Origin of the sequence: Polaribacter cellanae (genome assembly GCF_017569185.1) — a bacterium.
Lineage (GTDB): Bacteria > Bacteroidota > Bacteroidia > Flavobacteriales > Flavobacteriaceae > Polaribacter > Polaribacter cellanae.
This window is the reverse complement of the sequence record NZ_CP071869.1, coordinates 653,209-672,728: the sequence shown is the minus strand read 5'-3', so window position 1 is coordinate 672,728 and position 19,520 is coordinate 653,209. Positions and strand designations below refer to the sequence as shown.

At 29.5% G+C, this 19,520-nt stretch carries 21 protein-coding genes; 14 read left to right on the top strand and 7 right to left on the bottom strand.

Going from position 1 to position 19,520, the window contains the following annotated elements:
- Window positions 1-94: 94 nt before the first annotated feature.
- Genes J3359_RS03035 through J3359_RS03025 form a run of 3 tightly spaced genes read right to left on the bottom strand, consistent with a single transcriptional unit; the run spans window position 95 to window position 3,727 of the window.
- Complete coding sequence (locus J3359_RS03035) at window positions 95-1,228, bottom strand: hypothetical protein (protein ID WP_208079276.1); 1,134 nt, start codon at window positions 1,226-1,228, stop codon at window positions 95-97.
- Between the two features lie 23 nt (window positions 1,229-1,251).
- Window positions 1,252-2,127 carry a sugar-transfer associated ATP-grasp domain-containing protein gene (locus tag J3359_RS03030; protein ID WP_208079275.1) on the bottom strand — a complete coding sequence of 292 codons (876 nt, stop codon included), beginning with the start codon at window positions 2,125-2,127 and terminating at the stop codon, window positions 1,252-1,254.
- Entirely contained in the window at window positions 2,120-3,727 is a 1,608-nt protein-coding gene (locus tag J3359_RS03025; protein WP_208079274.1) for a 7TM domain-containing protein, read from the bottom strand. The genes J3359_RS03030 and J3359_RS03025 overlap by 8 nt, the downstream gene beginning before the upstream one ends.
- Window positions 3,728-3,990: 263 nt before the next feature.
- Between J3359_RS03025 and J3359_RS03020 the strand changes: the two genes are divergently transcribed.
- Complete coding sequence (locus J3359_RS03020) at window positions 3,991-5,016, top strand: sensor histidine kinase (protein ID WP_208079273.1); 1,026 nt, start codon at window positions 3,991-3,993, stop codon at window positions 5,014-5,016.
- Window positions 5,013-5,777 carry a LytR/AlgR family response regulator transcription factor gene (locus tag J3359_RS03015; RefSeq protein WP_208079272.1) on the top strand — a complete coding sequence of 255 codons (765 nt, stop codon included), beginning with the start codon at window positions 5,013-5,015 and terminating at the stop codon, window positions 5,775-5,777. Before J3359_RS03020 ends, J3359_RS03015 begins: the two co-directional genes overlap by 4 nt.
- A 94-nt stretch (window positions 5,778-5,871) precedes the next feature.
- On the opposite strand, the gene J3359_RS03010 is transcribed toward J3359_RS03015, so the two are convergent.
- Entirely contained in the window at window positions 5,872-7,068 is a 1,197-nt protein-coding gene (locus J3359_RS03010; RefSeq protein WP_208079271.1) for an alanine dehydrogenase, read from the bottom strand.
- Between the two features lie 7 nt (window positions 7,069-7,075).
- Complete coding sequence (gene tsaE, locus J3359_RS03005; protein ID WP_208079270.1) at window positions 7,076-7,483, bottom strand: tRNA (adenosine(37)-N6)-threonylcarbamoyltransferase complex ATPase subunit type 1 TsaE; 408 nt, start codon at window positions 7,481-7,483, stop codon at window positions 7,076-7,078.
- Between the two features lie 192 nt (window positions 7,484-7,675).
- Here tsaE and J3359_RS03000 point away from each other — a divergent pair, with 192 nt between their 5' ends.
- Window positions 7,676-7,846, top strand: a complete 171-nt coding sequence (locus J3359_RS03000) for a hypothetical protein (RefSeq protein WP_208079269.1) — start codon at window positions 7,676-7,678, stop codon at window positions 7,844-7,846.
- A gap of 87 nt (window positions 7,847-7,933) precedes the next feature.
- Window positions 7,934-8,254 (top strand): type II toxin-antitoxin system VapC family toxin, encoded by a 321-nt coding sequence (locus tag J3359_RS18500; RefSeq protein ID WP_208080401.1) that lies wholly within the window; start codon window positions 7,934-7,936, stop codon window positions 8,252-8,254.
- Here the strand turns inward: J3359_RS18500 and J3359_RS02990 are convergent.
- The gene (locus tag J3359_RS02990; protein WP_208079268.1) at window positions 8,251-8,829 is read right to left on the bottom strand and encodes a DUF1287 domain-containing protein; all 579 of its coding nucleotides are present in this window, start codon (window positions 8,827-8,829) and stop codon (window positions 8,251-8,253) included. The two genes, J3359_RS18500 and J3359_RS02990, sit on opposite strands and share 4 nt — an antisense overlap.
- A gap of 160 nt (window positions 8,830-8,989) precedes the next feature.
- Window positions 8,990-10,537: a T9SS response regulator signal transducer PorX gene (gene porX / locus J3359_RS02985; RefSeq protein ID WP_208079267.1), complete on the bottom strand. Its 1,548-nt coding sequence runs from the start codon at window positions 10,535-10,537 to the stop codon at window positions 8,990-8,992.
- A 367-nt stretch (window positions 10,538-10,904) separates the two neighbouring features.
- Between porX and J3359_RS02980 the strand changes: the two genes are divergently transcribed.
- The 10 genes from J3359_RS02980 to fabG all read left to right on the top strand — a co-directional run bounded on the left by J3359_RS02980 (window position 10,905) and on the right by fabG (window position 19,471).
- Window positions 10,905-12,128, top strand: coding sequence for an HD domain-containing protein (locus J3359_RS02980; protein WP_208079266.1), 1,224 nt, complete (start codon window positions 10,905-10,907; stop codon window positions 12,126-12,128).
- A 45-nt stretch (window positions 12,129-12,173) separates the two neighbouring features.
- Window positions 12,174-13,211: a UDP-3-O-(3-hydroxymyristoyl)glucosamine N-acyltransferase gene (gene lpxD, locus J3359_RS02975; RefSeq protein ID WP_208080400.1), complete on the top strand. Its 1,038-nt coding sequence runs from the start codon at window positions 12,174-12,176 to the stop codon at window positions 13,209-13,211.
- On the top strand, window positions 13,211-14,602 hold the full coding sequence (locus J3359_RS02970; RefSeq protein WP_208079265.1) for a bifunctional UDP-3-O-[3-hydroxymyristoyl] N-acetylglucosamine deacetylase/3-hydroxyacyl-ACP dehydratase: 1,392 nt from the start codon (window positions 13,211-13,213) through the stop codon (window positions 14,600-14,602). Before lpxD ends, J3359_RS02970 begins: the two co-directional genes overlap by 1 nt.
- A 3-nt stretch (window positions 14,603-14,605) precedes the next feature.
- The gene (lpxA, locus tag J3359_RS02965; protein ID WP_208079264.1) at window positions 14,606-15,391 is read left to right on the top strand and encodes an acyl-ACP--UDP-N-acetylglucosamine O-acyltransferase; all 786 of its coding nucleotides are present in this window, start codon (window positions 14,606-14,608) and stop codon (window positions 15,389-15,391) included.
- Window positions 15,392-15,470: 79 nt separating this feature from the next.
- Window positions 15,471-16,037, top strand: a complete 567-nt coding sequence (efp, locus tag J3359_RS02960) for an elongation factor P (RefSeq protein WP_208079263.1) — start codon at window positions 15,471-15,473, stop codon at window positions 16,035-16,037.
- Window positions 16,038-16,127: 90 nt separating this feature from the next.
- Window positions 16,128-17,054 carry a UDP-3-O-(3-hydroxymyristoyl)glucosamine N-acyltransferase gene (locus J3359_RS02955; RefSeq protein WP_208079262.1) on the top strand — a complete coding sequence of 309 codons (927 nt, stop codon included), beginning with the start codon at window positions 16,128-16,130 and terminating at the stop codon, window positions 17,052-17,054.
- Between the two features lie 62 nt (window positions 17,055-17,116).
- Window positions 17,117-17,989 carry a succinate--CoA ligase subunit alpha gene (gene sucD, locus J3359_RS02950; RefSeq protein WP_208079261.1) on the top strand — a complete coding sequence of 291 codons (873 nt, stop codon included), beginning with the start codon at window positions 17,117-17,119 and terminating at the stop codon, window positions 17,987-17,989.
- Window positions 17,990-18,141: 152 nt separating this feature from the next.
- The gene (locus tag J3359_RS02945) at window positions 18,142-18,357 is read left to right on the top strand and encodes a hypothetical protein (RefSeq protein ID WP_208079260.1); all 216 of its coding nucleotides are present in this window, start codon (window positions 18,142-18,144) and stop codon (window positions 18,355-18,357) included.
- A gap of 84 nt (window positions 18,358-18,441) precedes the next feature.
- Window positions 18,442-18,705 carry a putative toxin-antitoxin system toxin component, PIN family gene (locus J3359_RS18495; RefSeq protein ID WP_208080399.1) on the top strand — a complete coding sequence of 88 codons (264 nt, stop codon included), beginning with the start codon at window positions 18,442-18,444 and terminating at the stop codon, window positions 18,703-18,705.
- 25 nt (window positions 18,706-18,730) lie between these two features.
- Complete coding sequence (fabG, locus tag J3359_RS02935) at window positions 18,731-19,471, top strand: 3-oxoacyl-[acyl-carrier-protein] reductase (RefSeq protein ID WP_208079259.1); 741 nt, start codon at window positions 18,731-18,733, stop codon at window positions 19,469-19,471.
- Window positions 19,472-19,520 lie beyond the last annotated feature (49 nt).

Below are 19,520 nucleotides of genomic sequence, written 5' to 3'. Positions count from 1 at the left end.
TAATATTATTTAATTCTCGTTTTTCTTTTAAAACTGTCTTAAATGTTAAAATTGTAAAAGACATAAAAATCATTCTAAAATAAATAAGCTTGTATTATTTTAGTTCCCATTTAACACCAACTCCTGCATATTGGTTTCTATACCCTCTAAAAGATCGTGCACGTATATTTGTAAAGTTGGTTGATCTTAGCATACTGTATGCATTTGCGGTTAAATAAAAACCATTTTTGCCTAATTTATGAGACATATTAGCAGAGAATTCAAAATATTTATATTTAATTTTCTCGCCAATAAATCCATCATTATTCTTACTTTTAAGATTTGCATAATTTCTACTAAGATATTTAAATGAAGTGCTAAGAATAGTTTTCTTTGACCTAAATTTAATTTGTAGAGAAGGTCCATGTTGTTTATATCCAGATTTATTATTTAATTTATCAATTCGGGTTAAATAATAATAACCAGATTTAACTTTTAACTTCTTACTTATAGGGTACTGGTAAAAAGCCATTGCATATATTAAATTCCAATTTCGTTCTTTGTTGGGTTTAGTAGATGCTGCATTAAAAACTTTATAGTCTCGCTTTCTAAAACTACTTGTAATTCCATATTTATGAATAAGTTTATTAGGTTTAAATGATTGTACAGTATTTAACTGAACACCAAATTCTTTGTACTCTAAATCTCTAGTGCCAAATTTATCATAATCTCTAAATTTAAAAAAAGTTTCTATTGTAGTACTATTTTTGTTAATAGGTTTAAAAAACACTCCTACATTTAAACCATAGTTGCTATATCCAAGTGGATTTACAAGCACATCTTGATCTCCATCTAACCCTTTTCTAGCCATTCTTAAAAAAGATGTATTTAAAAATAACTTTGTTCGCTTTATAAGATTGTACGTGTATTTTAAGTTTGTATGTAAACTCCAATAACTGTCGTTACTATTGTTATAAAATAGCCTAGTTTTTGGAGTTGTACTAAAATTAATTTTATGAAGATTATATTTGTATTTATAGCTATAATTAACTTTTATATCTTGATAGGCACTACTTTTAATAAGTTTATCTTTTGTAAATAACTTACCACCTCTAAGAATTTCTTCAGGACTTTTAAAATAATTATATTCATAACCAGTTAAAGTTCTTGTTTTAAATTTATGTTTTGTTTGTCCGCTTATTAGTATAGTTAAAAAAAGACAAATAAGACTTAATACTTCTGTTTTCATAATATTGTTTATTAAGTATTTTATTACTCTACTAATAATTTTATAGCTTTAGTCATTCCACATTTGTTTACCGATTGAATTGCTAGTCCTGGGCGTACGTTGATTTCCATTATTTGTGGTCCTTTAATTTTATCGATAACAATATCTATTCCCAAATAATGTAAAGGAAAAACCATAGCAGTATCAATAGAGAGTTGTAATATTTTATCCCAATATGGAATAGGCTTTCCACTTACCTTTGCTGGTTTATCTGGATGATGATCACTATATCTTTTACCATCAAAAACTTGTGTTAATTTGCCAGTAAGCATATTAATACCAATACCAACTCCATCTTGATGCAAGTTTGCTTTTCCATTAGATTTTGATGTTGGCATTCTAAGCATAGACATAACAGGAGTTCCTTTATAGGTAATAATTCTAAAATCTGGAACACCATCACCATATATTTCTGCAAAGAAAGGATGTGGTATTATACATTCTTCAATAAGACATGAGTCGTTTGAGGTCATCGAGAATACACCTGAAACAATACTAGTAATATGTTGAAATATTTTGATTTCTGAAATCGGATTACCACCACTAATCCATTTGCCATCTATAGATTTTTTTAAAACCTTAATACCTTCACCACCAAATCCATTAGAAGGTTTTATTACTAGTGCTTTATATCTTTTGCAAGATTCCCATTTTTGTTTTATCTCGCTTATTTTTTTAATTACAGCGTATGTTTCAGCACAAGCAATATTATTCTTATGAAGTATTTCTTTTGTTTTTACTTTATCATCTGCAAGAGAATAATCTCTTTTCTTATTATTTGGATAAATTAATTCTAAATTTCTTTTGTTAATACCTATAACTCCTAAAGGGTTTTGTATTTTAAAAATTTTATTAAGCATAAATTCTTGTTTTTATTGTTATTAATTTTTTAAAGCGAAATAATTCAGTTAGTCGAAATCCAACGTATTTTCCAAGCAACATTGCTATAACTATAACTAACATTAGTATTTCTGGAAATAAAATAAGTATAGAAGATACCCATTGGTTGTTTAGTAGAAAGAAACAACAACAAACAGCTATTAATGTTTGAAAGAGAATAGATGTTGCTTTTTGAAACCCATCTTCTGCTATTAAATTCGTAAAACGTTCAGCAGACATGGCAAGGATTATTGTTGGAAAAAAGGTTAAAGAAGTTAACCAACTTGCCCCTGTACTTACTCCTAAGTATGAGCCTAAAACCATAACTAAAACCATTATTGTTAGTGAAATAACGAATTTAGGGGTGCTTAATAACTTCAATTTATCAAAAGGTGTAGTTACAGCTCCTACTAATAATATTAAAAATACGAAAAGCAAAATTCCTTTTACAAACCCAGTCTCTATTAATGAGAATGCAATTAAAACAGGTAAAAACACTCCAAACGTTTTTATACCAATAACATTTCTTAAAAAAGCAACAACTAAACCACCTAATGGTAGCATTAATAACAAAAGTAAACCCTTTACAGAGATAACTTTATGTTCAATTAGTTTACCAAGAGATATTGGAGAAATATCGTTTATTTGACTTATACTTAATTTTAGAAATGGTATTTTGTTCTTTTCTTCTATCTTATAATTGTAATCAAATTGTATTCCAGGACTACGCGTAATCAGGGACTTATCACCTTCGTAGAGTTCTAAATAATTTGCAGGTAAAAAACCAAAATGTCCATTAAGTGCATCAAAAGGAACAGCTTTATCATCAATTATTACTTCAACCCATGCATGTGAGGTGCGTTTCTGATTTTCTTGCATTATAATACCTCCTTTTATTCTTGCGGGATAACCAAGTGTTCTAGAGAGCGCAGTTAACAATCTGCTTTTGCCATTGCATGATGCGCGATTCTGTTTTAACGCACTAATTGCATCTGTTTTTGTAATAATAGGTGCAGAAGGCATTTTGTATACAAAATCGAAAATTGCATGCATCTTTTCTTTATCATTTTTACATTCTTTTGTTAAACTATTTGCTAGCTTATGAATCTCTGTATTGTTTGATTGTATCAATTTATCGCTCTTTAAAAGAGAATCGTATTTATTACTATAAGGTTTAAAGGTATTAGGTATAGTGTACGTTTTTGACTTTCCTTCAAATATGTATTTATATTCGATGTTTAAATACGAGTCGTTTTTTTCGGTTTTCCATATACCTTTTACATTATTGCCTTCGTATTTTTTTGTTGGTAGTAAATCAGAACTATTTTCAGCAAATTTATTTTCTCTTTGTTTATTATAATTGCTTATACGTTGGCGATCATTACTTACAGGCAAATAGGTCTCTATAAAAACGCCATTACTATTGTTCTTTAAATAATAACTTTGTGTTAAATGATACATGTTTTCAGCATGGAAATCATCGATGTATTTCGATAGTGGCAATAATTTATAGGTTATTGATCCTACAGATAAAAAAGTAATTATTATAAGTATAAGCTTATAACTTTTAGAAATTAACATAGTTATTGTTTTTTTTAATTTAAAACAAATCTATGGCTTGTCTACATTGCAAAAAAAAATGTGCAATGGTTGTATTCTAAAACGCATTAAGTTGCATATTTATAAAAGTTAAGTGTATTTTACTGTTTATATTAAATAATGTTCCATCTACTGTTAAAATTATACCATTGAGAAGCTAATAAAGTACAAGCGTTGCATTGAGTAATATAATCTATAGGTTGTTTTGGGTAATATCAATACTTTTGCGTTTAAATTAATGAGTTGTGACACCAATATCTCGAAGTCAATTTAAGCTAGTAGTACAATTAATCTTTTGGACTCTTTTCTTATTACTTTTTATTCTATTAGAATATGTCTTAAATGATGAATTGAGGGAGAATAACATTAAAGTTAACACTATCAGTAGGTTTGTGTTTGATGCGATAATATTTTATTTTCATTATAAATATCTATCTCGGTTACTTCTTTCGCAAAAAAAATATCTATTGTATATAGCAAGTATTACTGTAATTCTTTTTTTAGCAATATTAGAAGAAATGCTTTTCTATTCTATTTATCTAAAAGGAGGTACTTATAATATTTCTTTAAGTAGCAGATTATTTGTTGAATTTATGACCACATGTGTGCTTATTATTTCAAGCGGTGCAATGTATTTTTCTAGTGAGTGGGTAGACGCAAAGCACAAGGAAGAAATTTTAGAAAAAAATAACTTAAAATTAGAAGGAGAACTCAAGTTTTTAAAAGGACAAATAACGCCTCATTTTCTTTTTAACATATTAAATAGTATTTATTCGTTATCTTATAAAAATAGTCCAAAGGCAGCTCTTATGGTCGACAATCTATCGAAAATAATGAGGTATTTAATTTACGAAGGAGCAAAGAATAGAGTATACCTTAGCAAGGAGATAAAACTAATACAAGATTATATTCGTTTATATGGGACAAGGTTTACCACAGATAATAATATTGATTTTTATCATGAGAATATACTTCCTCATCACAAAATTGCTCCTATGTTATTAATTTCTTTTGTTGAAAATGCTATTAAACATAGCGATATTTATAATAACAAAAATGCTTGGGTAAAACTTGAGTTTATTTTAGAAGACAATACACTATTTTTTACTGCTAAAAATTCTAAACCAACTAATAAAAACAGAATATTATCTAACAATATTGGTAACCAGAATGTTATTAAACAATTACAATATATATACCCAAACGCACATAGTATTGAAATTAAGGATAATATAAATGATTATAACTTAAAATTAACTATAAATTTATGAAATTAAAATGTTTAGTGGTTGATGATGAGCCTCTGGCTAGAGAACTCTTGAAAGATTACATAGAAAGATTAAACCCAACATTAATATTGCAAGATGTTTGCGATAATGCAATAAAGGCTCAAGGTATTTTGTCTAAAAATGAAATTGATATATTATTTATAGATATTGAAATGCCAAATATAAATGGGTTCGATTTTATAAAATCTTTAAATAACCCACCTTATACTGTATTTACTACAGCTTATTCAGAGTTTGCAGTTGCCAGTTATGAGCTTAACAATGTTTTTGATTATTTAATTAAACCTATAGCTTTCAGTCGTTTTATTAAAACTGTCAATAAATTTGTTGATATTGTAAATAATAATTCATACGTTTTAAATAGAGAAAATAATTATTTTAAAAAAATATCTATACCAATAGAAAAGGAAGAAAAGAGCAAATATCTATTCTTAAAACAAGATGGGAAAATTATAAAATTAGATCATTCTGAAATTTTTTTTATAGAAAGCTTTGGAGAATATGTAAAAGTTAATATTAAAAACAAAAGAGTTGTTTCCCGATTATCGTTAAGCAAACTTATGGATAACCTACCTTCCAATCAATTTATTAGAATACATCGTTCATACATTGTAAACGTTAAATTTATTACTCATATAGAAGGAAATCAAGTGGTTGTTTGTGATGATGCAAAAATACCAATTAGTAGAAGTAAAAAAGATGAATTATTAGACTTTATTAAAACACATGGATATTTAGATTAATAAAAAAAAGACTTATAAATTGTTTGACATAAAATTTCAAGACTGTATGTATGCAAATAATAAGTACTCTACTTATTTCTTTGCGTTTAAACCTTTAAAGAATTAACAAATTAATATCTCTAAAAGGCAAATCGAACCAATCTGCCACTGTTTTATTAGTAAGAATTCCGTGATAAAAATACATTCCGTTTCTTAAACTTTTATCGAACCTGGCAGTATTTTCGAAACCACCTTCTTCAGCAATATTTAATAAATATGGAGTAAAAATATTACTAATAGAAACAGAAGCTGTTCTTGCATATCTCGCAGGAATATTTGGTACACAATAATGGATAACTCCATGCTTTACAAAGGTAGGCGTTTTATGTGTTGTTACATTTGAGGTTTCAAAACAGCCACCTCTATCAATACTAACATCTACAACAACAGCACCTTCTTTCATTTTTTCAATCATTTCTTCAGTGGCACAAATGGGCGACCTATTTTTTCCTCTAATAGCTCCAATGGCAACGTCACAACGCATTAATGCTTTTAAAACAGACTTTGGCTGAATCGTAGAAGTGTATATAGGTGTATGCAAACAATCTTGTAATTTTCTTAATTTGCTAATAGAATTATCAAAAACTTTAACTCTTGCACCTAAACCGATGGCTGTTCTTGCAGCATACTCACCCACAGTTCCAGCTCCAAAAATTACAACACTTGTTGGTGGAACTCCACCAATATTACCAAATAATAAACCATTACCCTTATTAACGCCGCTCATTAATTCGCCAGCAATTAAAATGGAAGCAGTTCCTGCAATTTCACTTAACGATTTTACAATTGGGTACGAATCGTGTTCGTCTTTTATATAATCGAAAGCAATCGCTGTAATTTTTTTCTTAGCCAAACACTCGAAATATTTTTTAGATTGTGTTTTTAATTGCAATGAAGAAATTAAAATCGCATTCGAATTTATAAACTTAATTTCATTTTCAGTGGGTGGTGCAACTTTTAAAATAATATTACATTTAAAAGCCTCTTCTACATTGTAAGATATTTTTGCACCAGCTTCAGAATATTCTTTATCTGTATAATTTGAACCATCTCCTGCACCAGTTTCTATAACAATTCGATGTCCGTTTGTGGTTAAAGCAGCCACAGCATCTGGCGTTAAACAAACTCTTTTTTCACTTAATTGTGTTTCTTTTGGCAAGCCAATAAACAATTCTCCCTTTTGCTTTTTAATTTCTAATTTTTCTTCTTGCGGAATTAGTTCTTCTTTACTAAATGGAGAAAATGAATTCATAATTTGGTTATTTTAGTTGAATGTTACGTTGCCCATTTTCTAAAGTAGATAAATGAATTGCTACGGATTCTAAAGGTAATAAATTTTCGACATTTTCTGGCCATTCAATTAAACACCAATCGTTATTGTATAGATAATCTTCAATTCCCATATCTAACGCTTCATTTTCATCTTCAATTCTATAAAAATCGAAATGAAAAACTTTAGTGTTTTGAGACGTTTTATACTCGTTAACTAAAGAAAAAGTAGGAGAGGAGATATTGTCTAAAACACTTAACTGCTTACAAATTTCTTTGATAAGTGTTGTTTTTCCAACACCCATTTTTCCGTAAAATAATAAAGTTTTATTTTCTACTGAAGTAATAATTGCTTTTGCAATTTCTTGCAAATCTTCTAAAGAATAGTTTTTATTCATAAAAACAAAAATAAATAAAAGTATTCAGTATTCACTTGCAGTATTTAGTTTAAAATCTCTAAAAAAGATATAAATAGTAAAGAATACATTTTCTAATTAATTTAGTGAAGTTGTTTTTTTGGGTTAAATAATTACAGATTAAAAAGCGGAATAGAAATTGTATATTTGTTGATAATGTAAAACCATAAAACTATGGTAATGGTTATAAAACAAGGGGAAACTAAAAATAATTTAAAGAACATACTTGAAAAGTTATCAAAAAAAATAAAACCGAAAGGAATCGATGTTTATAAATATGTAGCTAAAATTAACCTTCATAAAGACGCTTTAGACATACAAAGAGATTTGCGTAATGAGTGGTAATAAGATATTTTTAGATACTAATATTATTCTTTATTTACTAAGTGGAGATGAAACCTTAGCTGAATTGTTAAATGGTAACAACTATATATTTCTATTATTACAGAATTAGAACTTTTAGCATATAAAGGAATTACAGATGAAGAAGAAAAAGTAATTAAAGAATTTGTTCAGCAATGTAGGTCTATTACTATAAATGATGCTATAAAACAAGATACAATTAGAATTCGTAAAACTTACAATACCAAATTACCAGATAGTATCATTATTGCAACAGCACTTCATTTAGATTTTCCATTAATTACTGGGGATATTGAGTTTAAAAAAGTAGACGAACTTACACTTATTTTTATATCAGAATTAAAAAAAGTACAAAACTCACTGAAAACTAAGACTGTAACTGTCTATTAATCATTATATCTATAATGCCCAATTACCTTAAAATCGAACAAACAATCTTGTAAAACTTGTCCAGCACCAATATTATGGACAATCATAAAACGTTTTCCATCTCTAGATTTTTTATTTACGACGATTCCAATATGCGTTATTTCACCACCTAAATTCCAACAAATAATATCTCCAGGAATATAATCTTTTGGGTTTTTAGAGTTGGTTTTTACAGTTCCTTTTCGAGAGAAAAAGGTCATTAAATTAGGCACTCTTCTATGGTCTATATTTTTATCAGTTCGTTTTAATCCCCATATTTTAGGATACATATCGAAATTTTGTTTCATGTCTTCATGAACTTCTTTCTGCAAATCGATTCCCAATTTTCTATAAGCTCTAATTACCACATCTGTACAAACGCCTTTTCCTTTTGGCACATCTCCATTTGGGTAATCAATAGAGAAATAACTTGGGTCGTAAACAACTTTGTCTTTTGTGAGTTCTAAAGCAGAGTTTGATAGTTTATCTTCATCAACTTGTGCGAAAGCACTATTTATTGATAAGAAAAGAAAAAGTATTGAGAAAGTTTTTTTCATTTTACTATCTATTTTTTAAATTTTACCACATAGATTTATAGAAAACATAGCTCTACTGAGACTTAAAATCTCTTGAGAGAAACGCAAAGTGCAAAGCTTTTTTTTATTTTGTTCAGATAATACTGCTACTGAAAACTGAGACTGCCAACTGCCTACTAATCTATTTCGGACTATAAACTGCACAAGGAATAATTACTTCTTCCAAAGAAATACCTCCATGTTGGTATGTGTTTTTATAATATTTTACAAAGTGATTAAAATTGTTTGGATAGGCAAAAAACAAATCTTCTTTTGCAAAAATAAAAGGACTATTCATAGCTATTGTTGGCAAGAAAATATCTTTTGGGTTTCTTACAGCATACACATCTTTCTCTTCGTAAGAAAGGCTTCTTCCAGTTTTGTAACGCAAATTGGAACTAATGTTTTTATCGCCAATTACCTTTGTTGGATTTTTACAATTTATCGTTCCATGATCTGTGGTAATAATTAATTTTTGCCCTAAATTTTGTGCTTTTTGGATGATTTCAAACAATGGAGAATTTTTAAACCAACTCAACGTTAAACTTCTATAAGCCTTGTCATCGCCTGCTAATTCTTTAATTACTTCCATTTCTGTTTTAGAATGCGAAAGAATATCTACAAAATTATAAACAATTGCTGTTAAATCGTTTTCTTTGGTTCCATTGTAATTATCTGCCAATTCTTTTCCACTTTTAAGTGAAGAAATTTTATAATATTCGTGTTTAATATCTAAACCTAAACGTTTTATTTGAGCTGTTAGAAATTCATTTTCAAACAAATTCATTCCACCTTCTTCTGTGTCATTTTTCCAATAATTAGGATGCCTTTTCTCCATTTCTGAAGGCATTAATCCAGCAAAAATGGCATTTCTTGCATATTGAGTTGCAGTTGGCAGAATAGAAAAATACGTGTATTCTTCGTCCTTTTTGTAATGATTGTTAATTAAAGGTTCTAAAATTCTATATTGGTCGTAACGTAAATTATCTATTACAACCCATAAAACACCTTGGTCTTTTTTCAACTCTGGAACCACGTAATCTTTAAATAAAGTATGCGAAAAAGTCGGTTTATCGTGTGCCGTTAAAAAATCTTCATAATTTTTTTTAATGAACTTAAAAAACTGCGAATTTGCTTCTTGTTTCTGGCTTTCTAAAATGCCCAACATTCCAGGGTCGCTAATGTTTTCTAATTCTAATTCCCAGTGAATTAGCTTTTTATAAAGCTCAATCCAATCTTCATAAGAATTTACCATACCCAAATCCATTGAAATTTTTCTAAACTCTTGCTGATAATTGGAAGTTGTTTTTTCTGAAACCAAACGAGAATTGTCTAGGTTTTTCTTCAGACTCAACAAAATCTGACTCGGATTTACGGGTTTTATCAAATAATCTGCAATTTTAGAACCAATTGCCTCCTCCATAATATATTCCTCCTCACTCTTGGTTATCATTACCACAGGTAAATTGGCTTGTTTTTGTTTAATTTCTGCAAGTGTATCTAATCCCGTTAAACCTGGCATATTTTCATCCAAAAAAACAATGTCAAAATTATTTTCGGAAACTAAATCTATGGCATCAGCACCATTTGTACAGGTTGTAACTTTATAATCTTTACGCTCTAAAAATAGAATGTGTGGTTTTAATAATTCAATTTCATCATCAACCCATAAAATTTGTATGTTGCTCATCGTGTCTTTTCGTTTTATTCTGAACGTTAAAAATACCCATTTGTTACATTTTTATTCATTTTGAAATGATAAAATATTGCCAAAATAATTTTATAATCAGCTGTAATTAATTCAGAATTTATTTTTTTGATGTCTTGCCACGAATTCACGAATTAAAATAAAGAAATGAGATTGAATTAAAAATCTATATTTTAAAATGTTAAGGTTTTTAAAAACATTAATTTGTGTAAATTTCTGCAATTTTTAGCAAAATAATTTCAGAATAATTTTAAATTTGATTTAATTTTTACTCTTCAATCTAAATTAAAACTTGCGCAATTGTGGCAATATGTTGTACTTTGCATTGTATAGATAAATTTTTATCAATTTGAAGAAAAAAACGCCCAACAAACTTAAAATATTAAACGATCCTATTTACGGATTTATTCAAATACCAAATTCACTAATTTTCGACATAATAGAGCATCCATATTTTCAGCGATTGCGAAGAATAACACAAATGGGGTTTTCTAATTTAGTCTATCCAGGAGCGAACCATACACGTTTTCATCACGCCATTGGTTGTATGCATTTAATGCAAAAAGCAATTCGTGTTTTACGATTTAAACAAGTCGAAATTACAGAAGAAGAAGAAAAAGCATTATATCTGGCAATTTTGCTGCACGATATTGGTCATGGTGCATTTTCGCACGCTTTAGAACACAGCATTGTTAGTGGAATTTCTCATGAGGAAATTTCTTTAAAATTTATGAAGAAATTAAATGACGAATTTAATGGAGAATTAACGTTAGCTATCGAAATTTTCGAAGGTAAAAATCCACGTAAATTCTTAGGTCAGTTAATTTCGAGTCAGTTAGATATAGATCGTTTAGATTACTTAAAAAGAGATAGTTTTTACACAGGTGTAACAGAAGGAAACATCTCATCAGATCGTTTAATAGCAATGATGAATGTGAAAAACGATGAATTAGTAATCGAGAAAAAAGGAATTTATTCCGTAGAAAAATTCTTAATTGCCAGGCGATTAATGTACTGGCAAGTATATTTGCATAAAACAGGTTTGGTTGCAGAAAATATTTTGGTAAATGTTTTAAAAAGAGCCAAAGAATTGGCAGAAAAAGGAGTGGAGTTGTATGCAAGTTCTGCGCTTCATTATTTTTTATACCATCAAATTAATGCTAATAATTTTACCAGAGAAACTTTAGAAATGTTTTCTAAGTTAGACGATTACGATATTTTATCAGCCATAAAAGAATGGGTAAATCACGATGATAAAACTTTATCATTGTTAGCAAAAATGATTGTCGATAGAAACCTGCTACGAATCGAAATTCAAAAAGATGCTTTCGATACATCTTATATCGAAAAAAAGAAATTAAAAGCAGTTAAGAAATTACAGATTTCAAAAGAAGAAGCACGTTTTTTTGTTTTTACACAGCAAATTAGAAATCAGGCGTATAATTTAGAAAAACCAGTTTTAATTTTAAATAAAAAAGGAAAATTAAAAGATATTGCAAAAGCATCCGACCAATTAAATTTACAAGCATTAACAAAGCCTGTTATAAAACACTTTATTTGTTATCCAAAATAATTTGAGATTAGCCAAAACCGTATTATTTTTATATTTTTGCGTTTGATGAAATTTACAGCACAACAAATAGCCGATATTTTAGAGGGCAACATTTTGGGAAATCCGAATGAAGAAGTATCTACCCTATCTAAAATAGAAGAAGGTAAAAAAGGCTCTTTAACTTTTTTATCGAATCCAAAATACAACTCGTATTTATATACAACAAAAGCTTCTGTAGTTATTGTTAACAAGAGTTTTGTTCCAGAAAAAGAAATTAGTGCGACTTTAATTCAAGTTGAAAATGCGTATAAATCTTTCTCTAAATTATTAGAATTTTATAACGAAGTAAAAAACAATAAACAAGGCAGAGAGCAACCAAGTTTTATTTCAGAAACTGCAAAAATTGGCAAAAACGAATATATAGGAGCATTTGCTTACATTGGAGAAAATGTAAAATTAGGAAATAATGTAAAAATTTATCCGAATTCTTATATTGGAGATAATGTAATTATAGGTGATAATACCACTATTTTTGCTGGAGTAAAAATTTATTCGGAAACTGTAATTGGCAATAATTGTAAAATACATTCAGGCTGTGTAATTGGTGCAGATGGATTTGGCTTTGCACCTAATGAAAATGGAGAATATAAGGCAATTCCGCAAATTGGAAATGTTGTTATAGAAGATAATGTAGATATTGGTTCTGCCTCAACCATAGATAGAGCAACACTGGGCTCAACAATAATAAGGAGAGGAGTAAAATTAGACAATCAAATACAAATTGCGCATAATGTAGAAGTTGGAAAAAACACTGTAATTGCATCTCAAACAGGAATTGCAGGATCTACAAAAGTAGGCGAAAACTGTATGTTTGGAGGACAGGTAGGAATTTCTGGACATCTTAAAATAGGGAATAACGTTAAAATATTAGCACAAGCAGGAATTTCCAAAAATATTAAAGATGATGAAATTTTAAATGGTTCACCAGCATTTAAAGCCATAGATTATAATAGAAGTTCTGTTTATTTTAAAAAATTACCATCTATTGTAGATAGAATAAATCATATAGAAAAAGTAGTTAAGTCTCAAAAAGAGGAATTATAATGAGTAAGAAACAAAAAACGATTCAAAAAGAAGTAAGTTTATCTGGTGTAGGGCTTCACACAGGTAATACTGTTAATATGGTTTTAAAACCAGCTCCTGTAAATCATGGTTTTGCTTTTAGTAGAGTAGATTTAGAAGGCACACCAACAATTGAGGCAAGAGCAGAATATGTGGTAAATACACAAAGAGGAACAAATTTAGAGAAAAATGGTGTTCAAATACAAACTTCCGAGCATGTTTTAGCTGCTGCTGTTGGTTTAGATATCGATAACCTGTTAATAGAAATCGATTCTTCAGAACCACCAATTATGGATGGTTCTTCGAAATATTTTGTTGAAGCTTTAGAAAAAGCAGGAATCGAAGAGCAAGATGCAGAAGTAGAAGAGTATATTGTTAAAGAAATTATTTCTTACAAAGATGAGGTTTCTGGAAGTGAGATTATTTTAATGCCATCAGATGATTATCAAATAACTACAATGGTAGATTTTGGTACGAAAATTTTAGGAACCCAAAATGCTACTTTAGAAAAAATTTCTGATTTTAAGAAGGAAATTGCAGATGCAAGAACATTCAGTTTTTTACATGAAATTGAAATGTTATTAGAAAACGATTTAATAAAAGGTGGCGATTTAAACAATGCAATTGTATATGTAGATAAAGAATTATCGGAAAATACAATGCAAAAATTAAAAAAAGCCTTTAATAAAGAAGATATTTCTGTAAAACCAAACGGAATTTTAGATAATTTAACACTACATTGGGCAAACGAAGCTGCAAGACATAAATTATTAGATGTAATTGGAGACTTGGCATTAACAGGAACTCGAATTAGAGGAAAAGTAATTGCGAACAAACCAGGGCATTTAGTAAATACAAATTTTGCTAAGAAATTAGCAAAAATTATTAAGGCAGAAAAGCGAAACAACGTTCCACAATACGATTTACATCAACCACCATTATTAGACATTCATCAAATAATGGATATTTTACCTCACAGACCTCCTTTTTTATTGGTCGATAGAATTATCGAACTATCAGACAAACATGTTGTGGGGTTGAAAAACGTAACAATGAACGAAAATTTCTTTGTTGGACATTTTCCAGGAGCACCAGTAATGCCAGGAGTTTTGCAAGTAGAAGCAATGGCACAATGTGGTGGAATTTTAGTTTTAAGTACAGTTCCAGACCCAGAAAATTATTTAACATATTTTATGAAAATGGACAATGTTAAGTTCAAACAAAAAGTATTACCTGGAGATACATTAATATTTAAAGCAGAATTAATTACACCAATTAGAAGAGGAATTTGCCACATGCAAGCTTATGCCTATGCAAATGGTAAATTGGTTGCAGAAGCAGAATTAATGGCGCAAATTGCAAGAAAAAAATAAATTATGAATCAACCTTTAGCATACGTTCATCCACAAGCAAAAGTTGCTAGAAATGCTGTAATAGAACCTTTTACAACCATACATAACAATGTAACAATTGGTTCTGGAACTTGGATTGGTTCGAATGTAACCATTATGGAAGGTGCTAGAATTGGTAAAAACTGTAGAATTTTTCCTGGAGCAGTAATCTCTGCAATTCCACAAGACTTAAAATTCGACGACGAAGAAACTACTGTCGAAATTGGAGACAATGTAACCATTCGAGAATGTGTTACTATTAATAGAGGAACTTCCGATAGAATGAAAACTGTAATTGGCGACAATTGTTTAATAATGGCATACTGTCATATTGCACACGATTGTTTTGTTGGCGATAATTGTATTTTTTCAAACAACTCTACTTTGGCAGGTCATGTAACTATTGGCGATAACGTGGTTTTAGCAGGTATGGTTGCAGTGCATCAATTTGCTTCTGTTGGTAAACATGCCTTTGTTACAGGAGGATCTTTGGTAAGAAAAGATGTGCCTCCTTATGTAAAAGCCGCAAGAGAACCCTTGTCTTACGTTGGTATTAATTCAGTAGGATTAAGAAGACGTGGTTACACAACCGAAAAGATTAGAGAAATTCAGAATATCTATAGAATTTTATTCCAAAAAAACTACAATTATACCCAAGCAATAGATATAATTGAAGCAGAAATGGAAGCAACTCCAGAAAGAGACGAAATTATTCAATTTATAAAAGATTCTCACAGAGGAATTATGAAAGGATATTTTAACGCTGGATAAATTTTTAGCTTACAATATTACTAATATAATAGAAGTACATAAATTTTATTGAAACAAAAAACAAAACAAAACATTATAAATGGCAACAACATCAGATATTAGAAACGGATTGTGTATTAGATACAACAACGATATATATAAAATTGTAGAGTTTTTACACGTAAAACCAGGAAAAGGACCAGCATTTGTAAGAACGAAATTAAAAAGTGTTACAAACGGAAAAGTAATAGATAATACATTTCCTGCTGGAAGAAAGATTGAAGATGTTCGTGTAGAAACTCATAAATTCCAATTTTTATATCACGATGGAGAATTTTACCATTTTATGAATGAAGCAGACTATACACAAATACGTTTGTTAGAAGCTGCTTTAGACAATCCTGGTTTAATGAAAGAGGGAGAAATTGTTACCATAATTATAAATTCCGAAGATAATATGCCACTTTCAGTAGAAATGCCAGCAAGTGTAATTTTAGAAGTTACTCATACAGAACCTGGAGTTAAAGGAAATACAGCAACAAATGCTACAAAACCAGCAACAGTAGAAACTGGTGCATCTGTAAATGTACCTTTATTTATTAATGAAGGCGATAAAATAAAGGTAGAAACTACCAAAGGTACTTATCAGGAACGTATTAAAGAGTAAAAAAAGTAGTCTTTAGTAGACAGTTTTTTAGCGGAAACTGCCTACTGAATATTGCTTACTGTAAACTGCCGACTGTAGACTACAATAAGAATGAAATTTAAAAAACCAAAAACTCTTCAACAAATAGCATCGATTTTAAATATTGATTTTGTTGGTGATAAAAATTTTGAAATCCTTGGAATTAATGAAATTCACGTTGTAGAAAAAGGAGATATTGTTTTTGTAGATCATCCAAAATATTACGATAAAGCTTTAAATTCTGCTGCAACCACTATTTTAATCAATAAAAATGTAGTTTGTCCAGAAGGAAAATCTTTGTTAATTTCTGATGATCCTTTTCGAGATTTTAATAAAATAACCAATCATTTTAACCCTTTTATAGCATCAAACGTATCTATTTCAGAAAGTGCTATAATTGGAGAAGGCACTATAATTCAGCCAAACGTATTTATAGGAAATAATGTTACTATTGGCAAAAATTGTATAATTTATCCAAACGTAGCTATTTACGATAATTCAGTCATTGGAAATAATGTTACGATTCATGCAAATACAGTTTTAGGAGCAGACGCTTTCTATTATAAAAATAGATCCACAGGTTTCGATAAATTAATTTCTGGTGGAAGAGTTGTATTAGAAGACCATGTAGATTTAGGAGCTTCTTGCACAATAGATAGAGGAGTTACTGGAGATACAACCATTAAAAAAGGAACAAAAATAGACAACCAAGTACATGTAGGGCATGACACTGTAATTGGAAAAAAATGTTTAATTGCCTCGCAAACAGGAATTGCAGGTTGTGTAATTATAGAAGATGAAGTAACCATTTGGGGACAAGTTGGTACCAATAGCGGAATTACAATTGGAAAAGGAGCTATAATTTTAGGGCAAACAGGTGTTACAAAATCTGTTGCAGGAGGAAAAAGTTATTTTGGAACTCCAATATCCGAATCAAGAGAAAAGTTAAAAGAAATGGCAGAAATAAAACGATTTTTAAAAGATAGAAAGAATTCATAAAATTCTTTTTTAGAAAGAGAACAAAGAACTATTTTTGCGTAACAAAATTAAATAACAAACCAATGAGTGTTTTAGTAAATAAAAATTCAAAGATTATTGTTCAAGGTTTTACAGGTAGTGAAGGTACTTTTCACGCGGGTCAAATGATCGATTATGGAACCAATGTTGTAGGAGGTGTAACACCAGGAAAAGGAGGTCAAGAACATTTGGGAAAACCAGTTTTTAATACAGTTGCAGAGTCTGTAGAAAAAGTAGGAGCAGATACTTCCATTATTTTTGTACCACCAGCTTTTGCAGCAGATGCAATTATGGAATCTGCAGATGCAGGAATTAAAGTAATTATTTGTATTACAGAAGGAATTCCTACAGCAGATATGGTAAAAGTAAAAGCGTATATTGCAGATAAAGATTGTAGATTGGTTGGCCCTAACTGTCCAGGTGTAATTACGCCAGATGAAGCTAAAGTTGGTATTATGCCAGGTTTTATCTTTAAAAAAGGGAAAGTTGGTATTGTTTCTAAATCAGGAACTTTAACGTACGAAGCAGCAGACCAAGTTGTAAAACAAGGTTTTGGAATTACAACTGCAATTGGTATTGGTGGAGATCCAATTATTGGAACTACAACAAAAGAAGCTGTAGAATTGTTAATGAACGACCCAGAAACTGAAGCAATTGTTATGATTGGTGAAATTGGTGGAAATTTAGAAGCAGAAGCTGCACAATGGATTAAAGCAGATGGAAATAGAAAACCAGTTGTTGGTTTTATTGCAGGACAAACTGCACCAGCAGGAAGAACAATGGGACATGCAGGAGCAATTGTAGGTGGAGCAGACGATACAGCACAAGCAAAAATGAAAATTTTAGCAGAAAATGGAGTTCACGTTGTGAGTTCGCCAGCTAAAATTGGAGAAATGGTAGCAAGTGTTTTAAAGTAACCATTTATTTTTAACATTAAAATATATAAATTCCTGTTTCTATTGAGTTAAAGCCAATATTTCAGGAATTTCTTTATTTAATTGAAGTTCTGTGATCGTTTGCTATTTCTATCAAAAAATCAAAATAATTTCATAAATTTAGAAAAAAAAGAATGGAAACTATTAGAATTGATATTTTGAACCCAAAGGCTAAAAAGCTTTTAAAAAATTTAGCAGATTTAAATTTGATAAAAATTAATGTAGAGCGAGGTAAATCAGACTTTAGTTTTCTGTTAGAAAAAATTAGAAATAAACCTTATGAGGATATTTCTTTAGAAGACATTACAAGAGAGGTTGAGGAAGTGAGATCATCTCGTTATGAAAAATAAAAAAAATCATACTTGATACAAATCTTTGGATAAGTTTTCTTATTTCTAAAAAACTGAATCAAATTGATAAATTAATAGAGACCAATTAAAATAACTTTAATTTTTTCAAATGAATTAATTGGCGAATTTGTTGAAGTTGTAAGTCGACCTAAATTTAAAAAATACTTCTCAAAAAGAGATATTGAGAAATTACTTGGTTGCTTCGATGAATATGGTAAATTAATTAAAGTTGAATCTGATGTAAAAATTTGCAGAGATGAAAAAGATAACTTTTTATTAAATCTTTCAATCGATTCTAAAGCAAAATATTTAATAATAGGTGATAGAGATTTATCTAACCTTAGGTAAAATAAAAAATAAATTAGAATAATATATGAAATTATTAGAAAATAAATCAGCAATAATTACAGGTGCAACAAGAGGAATTGGAAGAAGTATTGCCCTTGAATTTGCAAAACAAGGAGCAAACGTTGCTTTTACTTACAGTTCTTCTGTAGATGCTGCAAATACATTAGAAGAAGAATTAAAAGCATTTGGAGTTTCTGCAAAAGGATATCAATCGAATGCAGCAAATTTTAATGCGGCTCAAGAATTAGCAAAAGAAGTACAGCAAGAATTTGGTACTATAGATATTTTGGTAAATAACGCAGGTATTACAAAAGATAACTTGTTAATGCGTATTTCTGAAGACGATTTCGATAAAGTAATCGAAGTGAATTTAAAATCTGTTTTCAACTTAACAAAAGCAGTAATTCGCCCAATGATGAAGCAAAGAAAAGGTTCTATTATTAATATGAGCTCTATTGTTGGTTTAAAAGGAAATGCAGGCCAAGCTAATTATGCAGCTTCTAAAGCTGGTATTATTGGCTTTTCTAAATCTGTAGCCTTAGAATTAGGTTCTAGAAATATTAGAAGTAATGTAATTGCTCCAGGGTTTATAGAAACAGAAATGACCGATAAATTAGATGAAAAAGTAGTGCAATCTTGGCGAGATGGAATTCCTTTAAAAAGAGGAGGACAGCCTATAGACGTTGCAAATGCTTGTGTATTTTTAGCATCTGACATGAGTGCTTACATTACAGGACAAACATTGTCTGTAGATGGAGGAATGTAAACTTTAACAAGATACTTTTAGTTTCTTGAATTAAAGCAAGGGAGCATGC

What these genes read in the sequence shown, in the direction of transcription:
- J3359_RS03035 (WP_208079276.1), bottom strand. Translation starts at nt 1,228, where the DNA reads ATGAAAACAGAAGTATTAAGTCTTATTTGTCTTTTTTTAACTATACTA.
- J3359_RS03030 (WP_208079275.1), bottom strand. Translation starts at nt 2,127, where the DNA reads ATGCTTAATAAAATTTTTAAAATACAAAACCCTTTAGGAGTTATAGGT.
- J3359_RS03025 (WP_208079274.1), bottom strand. Translation starts at nt 3,727, where the DNA reads ATGTTAATTTCTAAAAGTTATAAGCTTATACTTATAATAATTACTTTT.
- J3359_RS03015 (WP_208079272.1), top strand. Translation starts at nt 5,013, where the DNA reads ATGAAATTAAAATGTTTAGTGGTTGATGATGAGCCTCTGGCTAGAGAA.
- J3359_RS03010 (WP_208079271.1), bottom strand. Translation starts at nt 7,068, where the DNA reads ATGAATTCATTTTCTCCATTTAGTAAAGAAGAACTAATTCCGCAAGAA.
- tsaE (WP_208079270.1), bottom strand. Translation starts at nt 7,483, where the DNA reads ATGAATAAAAACTATTCTTTAGAAGATTTGCAAGAAATTGCAAAAGCA.
- J3359_RS03000 (WP_208079269.1), top strand. Translation starts at nt 7,676, where the DNA reads ATGGTAATGGTTATAAAACAAGGGGAAACTAAAAATAATTTAAAGAAC.
- J3359_RS02990 (WP_208079268.1), bottom strand. Translation starts at nt 8,829, where the DNA reads ATGAAAAAAACTTTCTCAATACTTTTTCTTTTCTTATCAATAAATAGT.
- porX (WP_208079267.1), bottom strand. Translation starts at nt 10,537, where the DNA reads ATGAGCAACATACAAATTTTATGGGTTGATGATGAAATTGAATTATTA.
- lpxD (WP_208080400.1), top strand. Translation starts at nt 12,174, where the DNA reads ATGAAATTTACAGCACAACAAATAGCCGATATTTTAGAGGGCAACATT.
- J3359_RS02970 (WP_208079265.1), top strand. Translation starts at nt 13,211, where the DNA reads ATGAGTAAGAAACAAAAAACGATTCAAAAAGAAGTAAGTTTATCTGGT.
- lpxA (WP_208079264.1), top strand. Translation starts at nt 14,606, where the DNA reads ATGAATCAACCTTTAGCATACGTTCATCCACAAGCAAAAGTTGCTAGA.
- efp (WP_208079263.1), top strand. Translation starts at nt 15,471, where the DNA reads ATGGCAACAACATCAGATATTAGAAACGGATTGTGTATTAGATACAAC.
- J3359_RS02955 (WP_208079262.1), top strand. Translation starts at nt 16,128, where the DNA reads ATGAAATTTAAAAAACCAAAAACTCTTCAACAAATAGCATCGATTTTA.
- sucD (WP_208079261.1), top strand. Translation starts at nt 17,117, where the DNA reads ATGAGTGTTTTAGTAAATAAAAATTCAAAGATTATTGTTCAAGGTTTT.
- J3359_RS02945 (WP_208079260.1), top strand. Translation starts at nt 18,142, where the DNA reads ATGGAAACTATTAGAATTGATATTTTGAACCCAAAGGCTAAAAAGCTT.
- fabG (WP_208079259.1), top strand. Translation starts at nt 18,731, where the DNA reads ATGAAATTATTAGAAAATAAATCAGCAATAATTACAGGTGCAACAAGA.